This window comes from Pseudomonas baltica (assembly GCF_031880315.1).
In the GTDB taxonomy this organism is placed as follows: domain Bacteria; phylum Pseudomonadota; class Gammaproteobacteria; order Pseudomonadales; family Pseudomonadaceae; genus Aquipseudomonas.
The window spans coordinates 3,384,550-3,398,583 of sequence record NZ_CP134771.1; the positions used below are offsets into that span (position 1 = coordinate 3,384,550).

The window sequence follows — 14,034 nt, forward strand, 5'->3', positions numbered from 1 at the left end:
ATATCCGCAAGATTATCGGTTTTGTCGAGGCAAAGCATGCTTTGGGGACCAGCGCCTATAGCCTGTACGCCAGCCATAGTGGGACTAGTCGCTATCGTATGTTGTCTCATTCAGACGCGACTGCAGGAAGATTCCATGCAGCCTCAAGAATCAATCCGCAACCACTGGCCACCCACCTGCTCCTCGCGCAGCCACTCCACGAACCGGTCGATCATTTCGCCGCGGCGTTTGCGCTGCGGCAACACCACGTAATAACCCATCGGCGAGCGTGCCGTTTCTTCCACGGGGCGGCACAGCAGGCCTTGTTCGAGCAGCGCGTCTACCAGGTGGCGCCAGCCAATGGCCACGCCCTGGCCGGCAATCGCCGCCTGGATCAGCAAGGTGTAGTTGTCGAAACGCAGCTGGCCCGAGGCGGGTGCCCCTGGGATGTCCAACGCGCGGAACAGCCCGGTCCAGTCGAACCAGTGATGGCTGCTCTCGCCGCGCAAGTGCAGCAGGGGCAAATCGGCCAATGCAGTCACGGGGAGTGGAGTAGCACGGCCTTCCAGCAATTTTGGACTGCACACGGGGAAGACTTCTTCACCGAACAACCAATGACTTTCACCTTGATTGAAGCGACCGTCGCCGAACAGGATGGCGACGTCGATATCACTGCGCAGCATCGAGTAGCTGCGCTCGCTGGTCACCAGGCTGACGTCGACCTGTGGATAAAGTTGGTGGAAGCCATGCAGGCGCGGCATCAGCCAATAGGCGGCAAAGGCGAAATCGGTGGAGACCTGCAGCACTTCGTGTTGCGATTGCGCAGTGATCCGATGCAAACATGCATCGATATTCAGCAATCCTAGCTGGACCTGCTCGAACAGTAACGCCCCGGCATCAGTCAGCTCGATGCCGCGGTAGACCCGATCAAACAGGCGCGTGGCGAGCTGCTCTTCCAGGCGCTTGATCTGTTGGCTCACCGCCGGCTGGGTGGTGCCCAGCTCCTGCGCCGCCGCAGTGAAGCTGCGGTGCCGCGCTGCCGCCTCGAAGGCGCGCAGCAAATCCAGCGACAAGCTGCCGAGGCTCTCAAACATAAGCTGTACTTATCCTAGTCATTATGTTGCATGGGCTTTACCGCCCCCTGCCTGCAACGGCATCCTGCGGCTCAGCGATATCGCATAACTCTCCACTATGGAACGACGCGAGCCCATGAAGCGCAAGAACATTCTTTTCATCATGGCCGACCAGATGGCCGCGCCCCTGCTGCCGTTTTACGCCCCGTCCCCCATCAAAATGCCGCACCTGAGTCGCCTGGCCGAGAAAGGCGTGGTATTCGATTCCGCCTACTGCAACAGCCCGCTGTGCGCCCCCTCGCGCTTCACTCTGGTCAGCGGCCAGTTGCCCAGCAAGATCGGCGCCTACGACAACGCCGCCGATTTCGCCGCCGACGTGCCCACCTACGCCCATTACCTGCGCCGCCTGGGCTACCACACTGCACTGTCGGGCAAGATGCACTTTTGCGGCCCGGATCAACTGCACGGTTACGAACAACGCCTGACCAGCGATATCTACCCCGCCGACTACGGCTGGGCAGTGAACTGGGACGAGCCAGATGTGCGCCCGAGCTGGTATCACAACATGGCATCGGTGCTGCAGGCCGGGCCATGCGTGCGCACCAACCAGCTGGATTTCGATGAAGAGGTGGTGTTCAAGGCGCAGCAATATCTGTTCGATCACATCCGCAACGACGGCGACCAGCCCTTCTGCCTGACCGTGTCGATGACCCATCCGCACGATCCTTACACCATTCCCAAACCGTTCTGGGATCTGTACGCCGACGTAGAAATCCCTTTGCCGCAAAACGTGCCGGGGCAGGATGAACTCGACCCTCATTCCCAGCGCCTGCTCAAAGTCTACGACCTGTGGGACAAACCGCTGCCGCGGCAGAAAATCAGCGATGCCCGCCGCGCCTATTTCGGTGCCTGCAGCTATGTCGACAGCAACGTCGGCAAGCTCTTGCAGACGCTCGAGGACACCGGCCTGATGGACGACACCATCATCGTTTTCTCCGGCGACCATGGCGACATGCTTGGCGAACGCGGCCTTTGGTACAAAATGCACTGGTTCGAGATGTCCGCGCGCGTGCCGCTGCTGGTGTGCGCGCCGGGGCAATTCGAGGCGGGCCGCGTGAGCGCGTCAGTGTCCACCGCTGACTTGCTGCCGACCCTGGTCGAGCTGGCGGGCGGCCAACTGGAGCCCGGCTTGCCGCTCGATGGCCGCTCGTTCGTCGGCCACCTCACCGGCGCTGGCGCTCATGACGAAGTGTTCGGCGAGTATATGGCCGAAGGCACCGTCGGCCCGCTGATGATGATCCGTCGCGGCCCATGGAAATTCATCTACAGCGAAGATGACCCGTGCCTGCTCTATCACCTGGGCGACGACCCTCATGAGCGCGAGGACCTCAGCCAGGCTGCCGGCCAGCGCGACTTGTTCGCGGCCTTCCTCGCCGAAGCGCGGGCCAAATGGGACGTGCCCGCCATCCGCCAACAGGTCCTGGCCAGCCAGCGTCGCCGCCGTTTCGTCGCCCAGTCCCTGACCCAAGGCACACTCAAGAGCTGGGATCACCAGCCGTTCGTGGACGCGAGCCAGCAATACATGCGCAACCATATCGACCTCGATGACCTGGAGCGCAAGGCACGTTATCCACAGCCCAGCCCACTCGAATAACAACACTGCCGACCGTGCACTCTCAATGATCAAAGGGGAAGCTTGATGAAGATATCCACAATCGTCGCCGCCAGCGTCATCGGTCTGGCCAGTGGCGGTGTCTATGCCGCCGAACAGAGCTGCAGCACGGTAAAGATGGCCGATCCGGGCTGGAGCGACATCGCCGCCACCAACGCGGTCGCCACCTTCCTGCTTGAGGGCATGGGTTACCAGACCAAGATCGACACCCTGGCGGTACCGATCGCTTACGGCGGCCTCAAGGACGGCTTGATGGATGTCTTTCTGGGCAACTGGATGCCGGCGCAACAAGGCTTCTACGACAAGTTCATCGCCAACGGTGACGTGGTGCAGCTGGCCAAGAATCTGGACGGCACGCAGTTCACGCTGGCCGTACCGGACTACGTCTACAACGCCGGCGTGCATGACTTTGCCGACCTCAACAAGTTTGCCGACAAGTTCGACAGCAAGATCTACGGGATCGGTTCCGGCGCTCCGGCGAACCTGTCGCTGGCCGAGATCATCAAGAAGAAAGAGTTCGACCTCGGCAGCTGGAAACTGGTGGAGTCGAGCGAGCAGGCGATGCTGTCAGAAGTCGCCCGGGCGGTGAAACGCGAGAAGTTCGTGGTGTTCCTGGGCTGGACGCCGCACCCGATGAACGTGCAGTTCAAGATGCATTACCTGACCGGCGGCGAGCAGTATTTCGGTTCGGCCGGCAGCGTTTATACCTTGACCCGCAAGGGTTACGCGGACGCATGCCCAGGGGTGGCCAAGTTGCTGGGCAACCTGACGTTCACCCTGGAGATGGAAAACAGCATCATGGCGGAGGTGGCGAACAAAAAGGTAAGCAATGCCGTGGCGGTGAAGGACTACATCAAGGCCAATCCAGCCGTGCTGGATAAATGGCTGGAGGGGGTGCAGACCATCGATGGCAAGGATGCGCTGGGAGCAGTGAAGGCGAAGCTCTGAGCTGACGGCTCCTTCGCGGGCTCTGCCCGCGAAAGGGCCTGCGAAATCACTGTAGATCTCAGCCCGCCATCTCGGCGCGCAGTGCCTTCAATACCGGCGCCGTATCCACCTCGACCCCGCGCCAGTAGGTGAACGCCACAGCCGCCTGCTCGACCAGCATGCCGAAGCCATCCACCGACAGCTTCGCGCCATGCTCACTGGCCCAACGGCAGAACGGCGTCGGCTCTTTGCCGTACATCATGTCGTAGCACACCGTCACGCCAGACTCGATCAGACTCGCGGCAATCGGGGGCAACTCGCCGGCCAGGCTCGCCGAGGTGGCATTGATGATGATGTCCACCGACTCTTCCAACCAATCGAAACCACTGGACGCCACCGGCCCGAGTTCGGCGAAGATCTGCGCCAGTTGCTCGGCCTTTTCCACCGTGCGGTTGGCAATGATCAGCGACGCCGGCTCCTGCTCCAGCAACGACTCGATCACCCCGCGGACCGCGCCGCCAGCACCCAGCAACAGGATGCGCTTGCCCTTGAGGCTGACCCCGACGTTGACCGTCAGATCGCGCACCAAACCCAGGCCATCGGTGTTGTCGCCGCGCAAACCGCCGTTGTCCAGGCGCGTCAGCATGTTCACCGCACCGGCACGGCGGGCGCGGTCGGTCAGTTGGTCGCAGAGGCGAAAGGCATCCTCCTTGAACGGCACGGTAACGTTGGCACCACGGCCTTGCTTGAAAAAACCCAGGGCGCAGTTGGCGAAGTCTTCGAGCGGCGCCAGCAGGGTGCTGTACTCCAGCTGCTCACCCGTCTGTTCAGCGAACAGGCGGTGGATGGCAGGCGACTTGCTGTGGCCGACCGGGTTACCGAAGACGACGTACTGGTCCATTGGGGCATCCTGAAGAAGGGTGTGGTATCCGTGGGAGCGGGCTGCGCCCGCGAAAAATAAAGCGCCGCTGTGGTGGTCAGGTCAAGGCCAGCCAATCGCGATCCTGCAGGAAGTACTCGGTCAGGCGCGCTTCCGGGCTGCCCGGTGCGGCGTGCCAGTCGTAGCCCCAGCGAACCTGTGGGGGCAGCGACATGAGGATCGACTCGGTACGGCCCCCGGACTGCAGGCCGAACAGCGTGCCGCGGTCGTAGACCAGGTTGAATTCCACGTAACGGCCGCGGCGAAATTCCTGAAATTCGCGCTGCCGCGCATCGAACGCCATGGCCTTGCGGCGCTGCACGATCGGCACATAGGCCTCCAGGAAGGCGTCGCCGATGGCGCGCATGAAGGCGAAACTGGTGTCGAAGTCCCATTCGTTGAGATCGTCGAAAAACAGCCCGCCGATACCGCGCGGCTCGTTGCGGTGCTTGATATGGAAGTAGCGATCGCACCAGGCCTTGTAGCGCGGATACACCTCGGCGCCGAAGGGCGCGCAAGCACGCTCGGCTACCCGATGCCAGTGCACGCAGTCTTCTTCATGGGCGTAGTAGGGCGTCAGGTCGAAGCCGCCACCGAACCACCACACCGGCTCTTCGCCGTCTTTTTCAGCGATGAAAAACCGTACGTTGGCGTGGGAAGTCGGCACGTGGGGGTTGTGCGGGTGAATCACCAACGACACGCCCAGCGCCTCGAAGCCGCGCCCGGCGAGTTCCGGGCGATGTGCGCTGGCCGAGGGCGGCAGGCCGCTGCCGAACACGTGGGAAAAATTGACCCCGCCTTTTTCGATCAATGCGCCATTGTCGATGACCCGCGTGCGACCGCCGCCGCCCGCCTCGCGCACCCAGGCGTCTTCGACGAAGCTGCCGCTGCCGTCCTCGCGTTGAAGGGTGGTGCAGATGCGGTCTTGCAGATCGAGCAGGTAGGCTTTGACGGCCTCGGTGCGGGTAGTCATGCGGTCACCATTGATCGGGCGTGTTCTTCGTCATGTGCGGCCGTCCCTGTGGATAACCGCAGCGACGGCAAAATCGGCGCGTAGCATACCACCGCACTATGGCGCGTCGCAGTTGACGTCTGTCGTACAAAGGCGTCCGATAGGGAGTCAGTTCCCAATCGCACAGGAGAATGCAGATGGCCAAACGTATCCAGTTCAGCGCCCACGGCGGCCCGGAAGTACTCGAGTTCGTCGACTTTCAACCTGCCGAACCAGGCCCCCTGGAGGTTCGCGTACGCAACGAGGCCATCGGCCTGAACTACATCGACACCTATTTCCGCAGCGGTTTGTATCCATTGCCGAGCCTGCCGTCTGGCCTGGGCACCGAAGCTTCCGGCGTGGTGGAAGCGGTAGGCGATCAAGTCACCGCATTCAAGGTGGGCGATCGTGTTGCCCATGCGGGTGGCCCGTTGGGTGCCTATAGCCAGGTGCACGTCGTGCCGGCGGCGGTGCTGGTCAAGCTGCCCGACAGCGTCAGCTTCGAGCAGGCGGCGGCGGTGATGCTCAAGGGTTTGACCGTGCAGTACCTGTTTCGCCAGACCTACCAGTTGCAGGCCGGCGACACCATTCTGTTCCACGCCGCTGCCGGCGGTGTCGGGTTGATCGCCTGCCAGTGGGCCAAGGCGTTGGGGGTCAAGCTGATCGGCACTGTCAGTTCGCCGGAAAAAGCCGCTCGCGCCAAGGCGGCCGGGGCCTGGGAAGTGATCGACTACAGCCACGAGGACGTCGCCAAGCGGGTGCTGGAGCTGACCGACGGCAAGAAATGCCCCGTGGTGTATGACGGTGTCGGCAAGGACACCTGGGAAGTTTCGCTGGACTGCGTGGCGCCACGGGGCTTGCTGGTGAGCTTCGGTAATGCCTCGGGTGCGGTCAGCGGGGTCAACCTGGGGATCCTGTCCGCGAAGGGCTCGCTGTACGTTACACGCCCGACCCTCGCCACCTATGCGGTGCCAGCGGCTTTGCAGGGCATGGCGGACGAGTTGTTCGAGATGATTGCCAGCGGCAAGATCGATGTCGAGATCAGCCAGCGCTATCCGTTGAGCGAAGCGGCCAAGGCGCAGACGGCGTTGTCTGGGCGCCAGACGATGGGCTCGACGATATTGCTGCCATGATGGGGTGAATCAATCCCGGCCTTTTCGCAAGCAAGCTTTGCTCCCACAGGTGTACGGCTCAGGTACGGTTTGCACTGTGGGAGCGGGCTGTGCCCGCGAAGTGTTTCAGGGCCGCACCACCTCACCCGTGACCAGATCGCGGATCACGCTCGGGCTCTTGCGCCCACCCAGGGCCCCGCCTAGCACCAGATCCACCTGACCGCGAAAGTACTGCTCCACCCGCAAGCGCGTGCGTGCAGGGGGGCGTCCCTGTGGATTGGCCGAGGTCGAAATCAGCGGCCCCACCAACGCACACAGTTCACGCACCAACGGATGATCACTGACCCGCAGCGCGACCGTGTCATGGTCGCCGGTCACCCACTCGGGCAGCAGCCCCTGATGCGGCACCAGCCAGGTATTAGGTCCGGGCCAGGTGCTGGACATCTGGTCCAGCCAGGTCTCGGGGAAATCCTCGAACAGAAAATCGAACTGACGGATGTTATCCGCAACCACGATCAAACCCTTGCTGACCGACCGATTCTTGATCGCCAGCAAGCGATCCACCGCCTCTTCGTCCCACGGATCGCAGCCCAGGCCCCAGACCGCTTCGGTTGGATAGGCAATCACCGCGCCCGCCCGGATCTCGCGCGCCGCTTGTTGCACACGCCAACTGCTAACCATCGCTGTCACTCCGTTTGCACACTGTTCGCTTTTTAACCTGGGTGCAGTGTACTTATCCCGAGCGCGCAAACCAACGGCCAGCCTCGCAGGTCACGCGGCCGTCCATCTCAAGCTGCGTCAGGGTTGCCAGCACCTCGGCCAGGCTCTGCCCACTGGCACCGGCCAGGCCCTCGCTGGTGTGCGGACATGCCACCAGCAGATCGACCAATGGATGCCCGGCCGCTGCGGGCGCCCCCGTTTCAGCCCCCGCGTCTGGCGGGAGATGCTGCCAGCCGCGCAACGCCTGAAGGATGTGCTCGATGCTTTCCACCAACTGCGCGCCATCGCGAATCAGCTGGTGGCAACCCTTCGCGCCTGGGTGATGAATCGAGCCGGGAATGGCGAACACTTCGCGGCCTTGCTCGGCGGCCAGGCGCGCGGTGATCAATGAACCACTGGCGATGCTGGCCTCGACCACCAGCACGCCGAGCGACAAGCCGCTGATGATCCGATTGCGCCGCGGGAAGTTTCCGGCGTTGGGCCCGGCGTCGAGCGGCAGCTCGGAAATGACCGCACTCCCCTGGGCGGACATGTCCGCAGCGATCTGACGGTGGCGCTGTGGATAAAGTTTTTCGAGGCCGGTGCCGAGCACGCCTATCGTGACGCCTCCGGCCTCCAGTGCAGCCTTGTGCGCGGCGCCGTCGACCCCCAACGCCAGTCCGCTGGTGATGGTAAAACCGATGCGTGCCAGGCTGCGCGCAAACGCTGCGGCGGTGTCCAGGCCAGGTCGCGAAGCACGGCGGCTACCGACGATCGCCAACTGTGGGTGCTCCAGCGCATCGGTATTGCCGGCGACGAACAACAGCGCTGGCGGATCGGGAATTTCCGCCAACAGGGCCGGGTAGCCGGGTTGGTCCCACATCAGCAAAGACTGCCCCGGCCGCTCTAGCCAGAGCATTGCAGCACTTGCACCGGTACAGATCTGCGGGTGGTGGCGCGCATCGCTACTGACCATGGGCATGCCCAATGCCCTCCATGCCGAAGCCGGCGCTGCCAGTGCCGACAAGGCATCGCCAAACGCGTCGAGCAATTTGCGCAGACGCGCAGAACCGATTTCCGGAAGCCGATGCAAGCGCAAACGGGCTTCGACTTCAGCGCAGGAGAGGGGGCAGGCAGCAGGCGCAGCAGCGCCATCGGTAAACAGTGGCATTCGATCATCCTTGATCTTTTGGGCTTTGATTCCACAGCACAACCTGTGGATAACTCTGTTAACAACTAAAGGAAAACTTCGTAAGGAAGCTATCAAAAACCCTTACGGATTTCTGATTTTATCCATCACTTCCAACGAGCGATTGGCGTTGAGCACTAAACCATAGCTGAGCTTTTCATAAGTGCGAACCACCATCAGCAATCCGGAATTTTCGTCCGGTACCTTGACCTGTTGACCGGTTACGCGATCGCGCACGGTCTCGCCGGTCTTGTAGATGGCCAACACGTTGCCATCGACCAAGCCATCACGGCGGCCCTTGTTGAGCGTCACCACGTCGAACTTGCCGACCTGGGTGACGCCACGGGGGACATCGATGATCAGGCCATCGATCGGGCTGTTGGGCGGGCTCGGCATGAAGGTCGAAGTCACCGCATGCTCCTCGGTGCTGAACAACCGATCGCCCAGGCGCACCTCGGTGCTGGAGCGTTGCAGATTGAGGGTCGCGATATCGCGCTCGGTGGCGACCACTTCGCCGCCGCCGACGCTGTCGGCATTGATGCCGAGCACTTCGCCGGTAGTGGGGTCGGTGTAGGTCTTGCCCTGGCGGAAGATTCCGTAGACGGTGTGCTCCGGGCTGAAGGTACCACGCGCATAGATGCGATCGCCCATGCCGCTCAGCACGCGCTCGGCATTGCCGGCAACGATATAGGGCGCGCGGTCGAATACCGCAGGATCATCGACGATACGGTTGTTGATCAGAAAGGCGTTGATCGCCCCCAACGGAATGGTCGGCACGGCTTCGGCCATCGGCGAGCTGCGAATATGCGGTGACAATTTGATCGTGCCACGCGACTGTCCGCGCTCGAGCATCAACTGCGGCTGGCCGTCGACATAACTCAGCACCAGGGTGTCGCCCGGGTAGATGAGATCGGGATTGGCGATCTGCGGGTTGGCATGCCAGATGTTCGGCCACTGCCAAGGCTGCTGCAGAAACTTGCCGGAAATATCCCACAGCGTATCGCCCTGTACCACCGTGTAGCGCTGTGGATAACCGTCCTTGAGCAACACCTGCGCCTGCACCACGCCCGCGACGGCCAGCAACAGCAAGGCGAGTAGTGATTTCCTCATGCCGTGAATCCCTTTATTATGTGCGATCACGTGAAACGCGCGCGGTGCGCGAGACTTCTCCTCGTGACGGAGAACGTTTTCCAGCGGACGCTCAAGATGGGCTGCGCGACCGCTCCTCACAGACTTTACCTCACAGTGCATCAATTACGCATATGGCTATTTTAAACATCCTCGAATTTCCAGACCCGCGCCTGCGCACCCTGGCCAAACCGGTGGCTGTGGTCGACGACAAGGTTCGCCAGCTGATCGACGACATGTTTGAAACCATGTACGAGGCGCCCGGCATCGGGCTGGCCGCGACCCAGGTCAATGTGCACCAGCGCATCGTGGTCATGGACCTCAGCGAAGATCGCAGCGAGCCACGGGTGTTCATCAACCCCGAGTTCGAAGCCCTGACCGACGAGATGGACCAGTACCAGGAAGGCTGCCTGTCGGTGCCCGGCTTCTACGAGAACGTCGATCGCCCGCAGCGCGTCAAGGTCAAGGCTCTGGACCGCGACGGCAAAGCGTACGAGTTGATCGCCGAAGGCCTGCTGGCCGTGTGCATCCAGCATGAGTGCGACCACCTCAACGGCAAGCTGTTCGTCGATTACCTGTCTACGCTCAAGCGCGACCGCATCAAGAAGAAACTCGAAAAACTGCATCGCCAGGCTTGATCGCCTCCCTCCAAAGGCTTGCTGCGGCAAGCCTTTTTGTTTCAAGACTTTTACTGAAGAGGCTGCCATGCGCATCGTTTTTGCGGGTACTCCCGAATTTGCCGCCGATCACCTCAAGGCCCTGCTCGACAGCCCCTACGAGGTTGTCGCGGTGTACACCCAGCCTGATCGCCCGGCCGGTCGCGGGCAAAAACTGATGCCCAGCCCGGTCAAGCAGCTGGCATTGCAGCACAGCATCCCGGTGTACCAGCCGCAAACCCTGCGCAATCCCGACGCCCAGGCAGAGCTTGCCGCACTCGAGCCGGACCTGATGGTGGTGGTGGCCTACGGGCTGATCCTGCCCCAGGTGGTGCTGGATATCCCGCGCCTGGGTTGCATCAACAGCCATGCCTCGCTGCTGCCACGCTGGCGCGGTGCGGCGCCGATCCAGCGCGCCGTGGAAGCCGGCGATGCCGAGAGTGGCGTGACGGTGATGCGCATGGAGGCCGGCCTCGACACCGGGCCGATGCTGCTCAAGGTCAGTACCCCGATCAGTGGCGACGACACCGGCGGCAGCCTGCACGACCGCCTGGCACAGATGGGTCCGCCCGCTGTGCTGCAAGCCATTGCCGGGCTCGACGCTGGCACCCTGACTGGCGAGGTTCAAGACGACAGCCTGGCCACCTACGCCCACAAGCTCAACAAGGATGAAGCGCGGATCGACTGGCAGCGTCCGGCGCTCGAGCTCGAACGCCTGGTGCGGGCCTTCTTCCCGAGGCCGATAACCCATAGCCTGCTGGCTGGCGAAGCGGTCAAGGTGCTAGCGGCTCACGTTGCCGAAGGGCAGGGCGCGCCAGGGCAGATCCTCAGCGCCAGCAAGGACGGCCTGGTGGTCGCCTGTGGCAGTCAGGCGCTGTGCCTGACTCGCCTGCAACTGCCCGGCGGCAAACCGCTGAACTTCAGTGACTTGTTCAACAGCCGCCGCGAAAAATTCGCCGTCGGTACGGTGCTTGGTCAATGAACCCGCGTCTGGCCGCTGCCCACGCCTTGGCCGCCGTCCTCAGCGGCAAGGCGTCACTGAACAGTTCGCTGCCCAAGCAGCTCGACAAGGTCGAGGCCCGCGACCGCGGTCTCACTCAAGACCTGGCCTTCGGCACCGCGCGTTGGCAGCCACGGCTGTCGGCGTTGGCTGAACGCTTGCTGCAAAAGCCCTTCAAGGCCGCCGATGCCGACGTCGAAGCGTTGATGCTGGTGGGCCTGTACCAACTGTTCTATTCCCGCGTCCCGGCGCACGCCGCGATTGGCGAGACCGTGGGCTGCGCCGACAAGCTGAAAAAGCCGTGGGCCAAGGGTCTGCTCAATGCCGTGCTGCGCCGCGCGCAACGCGAAGGGGTGGAAATCCTCGCCGAACTCGAGCGCGATCCGGTGGTGCGCACCGCCCACCCGCGCTGGCTGCAGAAGTCCCTCAAGGCCTTCTGGCCCGAGCAATGGGAAGCCATCTGCGCGGCCAACAATGCCCATCCGCCGATGATCCTGCGGGTCAATCGCCGTCACCATAGCCGCGATGCCTACCTGCAATTGCTCAGCGCCGCTGGCGTCGCCGCCACGCCGTGCACCTTCAGCAGCGACGGCATCGTGCTCGCCGCCGCCTGCGACGTGCGCGACCTGCCGGGCTTTGCCGAGGGCTGGATCAGCGTTCAGGACGAGGCCGCGCAACTGGCCGCCGAGCTGCTCGATCTTGCCCCCGGCCAGCGCGTGCTCGACGCCTGCTGCGCCCCCGGCGGCAAGACCTGCCACCTGCTCGAAGCCCAGGCCGATCTTCAGGCCGTAGTAGCGGTCGACCTCGAAGCCAAGCGCCTGGTGCGGGTGCGTGAGAACCTTGATCGGCTCGGGCTGGACGCGCAACTGATCGCCGCCGACGGCCGCGATACCGCCGCCTGGTGGGACGGCCAGCCGTTCCAGCGCATCCTGCTCGACGCGCCATGCTCGGCCACCGGTGTGATACGTCGGCATCCGGACATCAAGCTGACTCGCCAACCGGACGACATCGCCGCGCTGGCCACCCTGCAAGGCGAACTGCTCGATGCGCTGTGGCCGACCCTGCAAGTGGGCGGCATCCTGCTGTATGCCACTTGTTCGACACTGCCGACCGAAAACACCGAGGTCGTCGCCGCGTTCCTCGCCCGCACGTCAGGTGCCCGCGAACTCGACCTCGCCACCCAGGCCGGTATCAAGCAGCCCCACGGCCGCCAACTGCTGGCGCAGGAAGGCGGGCACGATGGTTTCTACTACGCCAAGCTGATCAAGATCGCGGCAGGTCACTGAGAGGAACACGGATGAAAATCATCATCCTCGGCGCGGGGCAGGTGGGCGGCACGCTGGCAGAGCATCTGGCCAGCGAAGCCAACGACATCACCGTCATCGACACCAACGCCGAGCTGCTGCGGGCGCTGGGCGATCGCCTCGACATCCGCACCATCCAGGGCCACGGCGCGTTCCCTACCGTGCTGCGCCAGGCCGGCGCCGACGATGCCGACATGCTGGTGGCCGTCACCAACAGTGACGAAACCAACATGATCGCCTGCCAGATCGCCTACACCCTGTTCCACACCCCGACCAAGATCGCCCGTGTCCGTGCGGCTGCCTACCTGACCCGGCCGGAGCTGTTCGAGAACGAGCACATCCCGGTGGACGTGCTGATCAGCCCGGAACAGTTGGTCACCAACTACATCAAGCGCCTGATCGAGCACCCCGGCGCCTTGCAGGTGATCGATTTCGCCGACGGCAAAGTGCAACTGGTCGGCATGAAGGCCTACTACGGCGGCCCGATGGTGGGCCAGCAGTTGCGCCAGATTCGCCGCCACATGCCCAACGTCGACACCCGCGTGGCAGCGATCTTTCGCCGTGACCGGCCGATCCTGCCCCGTGGCGATACCGTGATCGAGGCCGACGACGAGGTGTTCTTCATCGCTGCCAAAGGCGATATCCGCGCAGTGATGGCCGAACTGCGCGGCGTCGACGAGCACAACAAGCGCATCGTCATCGCCGGCGGCGGGCAGATCGGCGAGCGGCTGGCCGAAGCCATCGAAAGCCGCTATCAGGTGAAGATCATCGAGATGAACGCAGCGCGCTGCCGGCACCTGTCCGATACCCTCGACAGCACCGTGGTGCTCCAGGGCAGCGCCTCGGATCGCGACCTGATGCTGGAAGAGAACATCGCCCAGGCCGACATCTTCTTGGCCCTGACCAACGACGACGAAGCCAACATCATGTCGTCGTTACTGGCAAAGCGCCTCGGCGCGCGCAAGGTGATGACCATCATCAACAACCCCGCCTATGTCGACCTGGTGCAAGGCGGCGAGATCGACATCGCCATCAGCCCGCAGCTGGCCACCATCGGCACTTTGCTCGCCCACGTGCGCCGCGGCGACATCGTCAGCGTTCACTCGCTACGGCGCGGCGCGGCTGAAGCCATCGAGGCCATTGCCCATGGCGATGCGCGTTCGAGCAAGGTCATCGGCCGCAGCATCGATCGCATCGTTTTGCCGCCAGGCACCACCATCGGCGCGATCATCCGCAACGACGAGGTGATCATCGCCCACGGCGACACGATGATCGAAGCAGGGGATCACGTGATTCTGTTCGTTGTGGATAAAAAGCAGATTCGCGAAGTGGAGAAGCTGTTTCATGTGGGGCTGAGCTTCTTCTAGGAAGTTGCTAATGGCCCC

At 63.0% G+C, this 14,034-nt stretch carries 13 protein-coding genes; 7 read left to right on the plus strand and 6 right to left on the minus strand.

The genetic code is table 11. The features are described 5' to 3' along the window. Positions 1–143: 143 nt before the first annotated feature. Positions 144–1,073: a choline sulfate utilization transcriptional regulator gene (locus tag REH34_RS15050; RefSeq protein WP_226503780.1), complete on the minus strand. Its 930-nt coding sequence runs from the start codon at positions 1,071–1,073 to the stop codon at positions 144–146. Positions 1,074–1,188: 115 nt separating this feature from the next. Between REH34_RS15050 and betC the strand changes: the two genes are divergently transcribed. Both betC and choX read left to right on the plus strand, forming a co-directional pair. Beyond that, on the plus strand, positions 1,189–2,706 hold the full coding sequence (gene betC, locus REH34_RS15055) for a choline-sulfatase (protein WP_311968300.1): 1,518 nt from the start codon (positions 1,189–1,191) through the stop codon (positions 2,704–2,706). A 42-nt stretch (positions 2,707–2,748) separates the two neighbouring features. Next, positions 2,749–3,672, plus strand: coding sequence for a choline ABC transporter substrate-binding protein (choX, locus tag REH34_RS15060; RefSeq protein WP_311968301.1), 924 nt, complete (start codon positions 2,749–2,751; stop codon positions 3,670–3,672). A gap of 58 nt (positions 3,673–3,730) precedes the next feature. Here the strand turns inward: choX and aroE are convergent, their stop codons facing one another. Together aroE and hemF are read right to left on the minus strand one after the other, a co-directional pair. After that, positions 3,731–4,552, minus strand: coding sequence for a shikimate dehydrogenase (gene aroE, locus REH34_RS15065; RefSeq protein WP_311968302.1), 822 nt, complete (start codon positions 4,550–4,552; stop codon positions 3,731–3,733). Positions 4,553–4,628: 76 nt separating this feature from the next. Continuing rightward, the gene (gene hemF / locus REH34_RS15070) at positions 4,629–5,543 is read right to left on the minus strand and encodes an oxygen-dependent coproporphyrinogen oxidase (protein ID WP_226503784.1); all 915 of its coding nucleotides are present in this window, start codon (positions 5,541–5,543) and stop codon (positions 4,629–4,631) included. Between the two features lie 176 nt (positions 5,544–5,719). Between hemF and REH34_RS15075 the strand changes: the two genes are divergently transcribed. Continuing rightward, entirely contained in the window at positions 5,720–6,694 is a 975-nt protein-coding gene (locus REH34_RS15075; RefSeq protein ID WP_311968303.1) for an NADPH:quinone reductase, read from the plus strand. Positions 6,695–6,799: 105 nt separating this feature from the next. On the opposite strand, the gene REH34_RS15080 is transcribed toward REH34_RS15075, so the two are convergent. The 3 genes from REH34_RS15080 to REH34_RS15090 form a co-directional block, all read right to left on the minus strand. Beyond that, entirely contained in the window at positions 6,800–7,354 is a 555-nt protein-coding gene (locus REH34_RS15080; protein WP_226503786.1) for an L-threonylcarbamoyladenylate synthase, read from the minus strand. Between the two features lie 52 nt (positions 7,355–7,406). Continuing rightward, positions 7,407–8,543 carry a DNA-processing protein DprA gene (gene dprA / locus REH34_RS15085; protein ID WP_311968304.1) on the minus strand — a complete coding sequence of 379 codons (1,137 nt, stop codon included), beginning with the start codon at positions 8,541–8,543 and terminating at the stop codon, positions 7,407–7,409. A 102-nt stretch (positions 8,544–8,645) separates the two neighbouring features. Continuing rightward, on the minus strand, positions 8,646–9,671 hold the full coding sequence (locus tag REH34_RS15090; protein ID WP_226503788.1) for a LysM peptidoglycan-binding domain-containing protein: 1,026 nt from the start codon (positions 9,669–9,671) through the stop codon (positions 8,646–8,648). 152 nt (positions 9,672–9,823) lie between these two features. On the opposite strand from REH34_RS15090, the gene def reads away from it, so the two are divergent. From def to trkA, 4 genes are all read left to right on the plus strand, one after another. Beyond that, complete coding sequence (def, locus tag REH34_RS15095; protein WP_226503789.1) at positions 9,824–10,327, plus strand: peptide deformylase; 504 nt, start codon at positions 9,824–9,826, stop codon at positions 10,325–10,327. Between the two features lie 67 nt (positions 10,328–10,394). Beyond that, positions 10,395–11,327: a methionyl-tRNA formyltransferase gene (gene fmt / locus REH34_RS15100; protein ID WP_311968305.1), complete on the plus strand. Its 933-nt coding sequence runs from the start codon at positions 10,395–10,397 to the stop codon at positions 11,325–11,327. Continuing rightward, positions 11,324–12,631 carry a 16S rRNA (cytosine(967)-C(5))-methyltransferase RsmB gene (gene rsmB / locus REH34_RS15105; RefSeq protein WP_311968306.1) on the plus strand — a complete coding sequence of 436 codons (1,308 nt, stop codon included), beginning with the start codon at positions 11,324–11,326 and terminating at the stop codon, positions 12,629–12,631. The genes fmt and rsmB overlap by 4 nt, the downstream gene beginning before the upstream one ends. Positions 12,632–12,642: 11 nt before the next feature. Continuing rightward, on the plus strand, positions 12,643–14,016 hold the full coding sequence (trkA, locus tag REH34_RS15110) for a Trk system potassium transporter TrkA (RefSeq protein WP_311968307.1): 1,374 nt from the start codon (positions 12,643–12,645) through the stop codon (positions 14,014–14,016). Positions 14,017–14,034 lie beyond the last annotated feature (18 nt).

Coding starts and splice junctions, on each gene's coding strand:
- REH34_RS15050 (WP_226503780.1), bottom strand. CDS start 1,073: ATGTTTGAGAGCCTCGGCAGCTTGTCGCTGGATTTGCTGCGCGCCTTC.
- betC (WP_311968300.1), top strand. CDS start 1,189: ATGAAGCGCAAGAACATTCTTTTCATCATGGCCGACCAGATGGCCGCG.
- aroE (WP_311968302.1), bottom strand. CDS start 4,552: ATGGACCAGTACGTCGTCTTCGGTAACCCGGTCGGCCACAGCAAGTCG.
- hemF (WP_226503784.1), bottom strand. CDS start 5,543: ATGACTACCCGCACCGAGGCCGTCAAAGCCTACCTGCTCGATCTGCAA.
- REH34_RS15075 (WP_311968303.1), top strand. CDS start 5,720: ATGGCCAAACGTATCCAGTTCAGCGCCCACGGCGGCCCGGAAGTACTC.
- REH34_RS15080 (WP_226503786.1), bottom strand. CDS start 7,354: ATGGTTAGCAGTTGGCGTGTGCAACAAGCGGCGCGCGAGATCCGGGCG.
- dprA (WP_311968304.1), bottom strand. CDS start 8,543: ATGCCACTGTTTACCGATGGCGCTGCTGCGCCTGCTGCCTGCCCCCTC.
- REH34_RS15090 (WP_226503788.1), bottom strand. CDS start 9,671: ATGAGGAAATCACTACTCGCCTTGCTGTTGCTGGCCGTCGCGGGCGTG.
- def (WP_226503789.1), top strand. CDS start 9,824: ATGGCTATTTTAAACATCCTCGAATTTCCAGACCCGCGCCTGCGCACC.
- fmt (WP_311968305.1), top strand. CDS start 10,395: ATGCGCATCGTTTTTGCGGGTACTCCCGAATTTGCCGCCGATCACCTC.
- rsmB (WP_311968306.1), top strand. CDS start 11,324: ATGAACCCGCGTCTGGCCGCTGCCCACGCCTTGGCCGCCGTCCTCAGC.
- trkA (WP_311968307.1), top strand. CDS start 12,643: ATGAAAATCATCATCCTCGGCGCGGGGCAGGTGGGCGGCACGCTGGCA.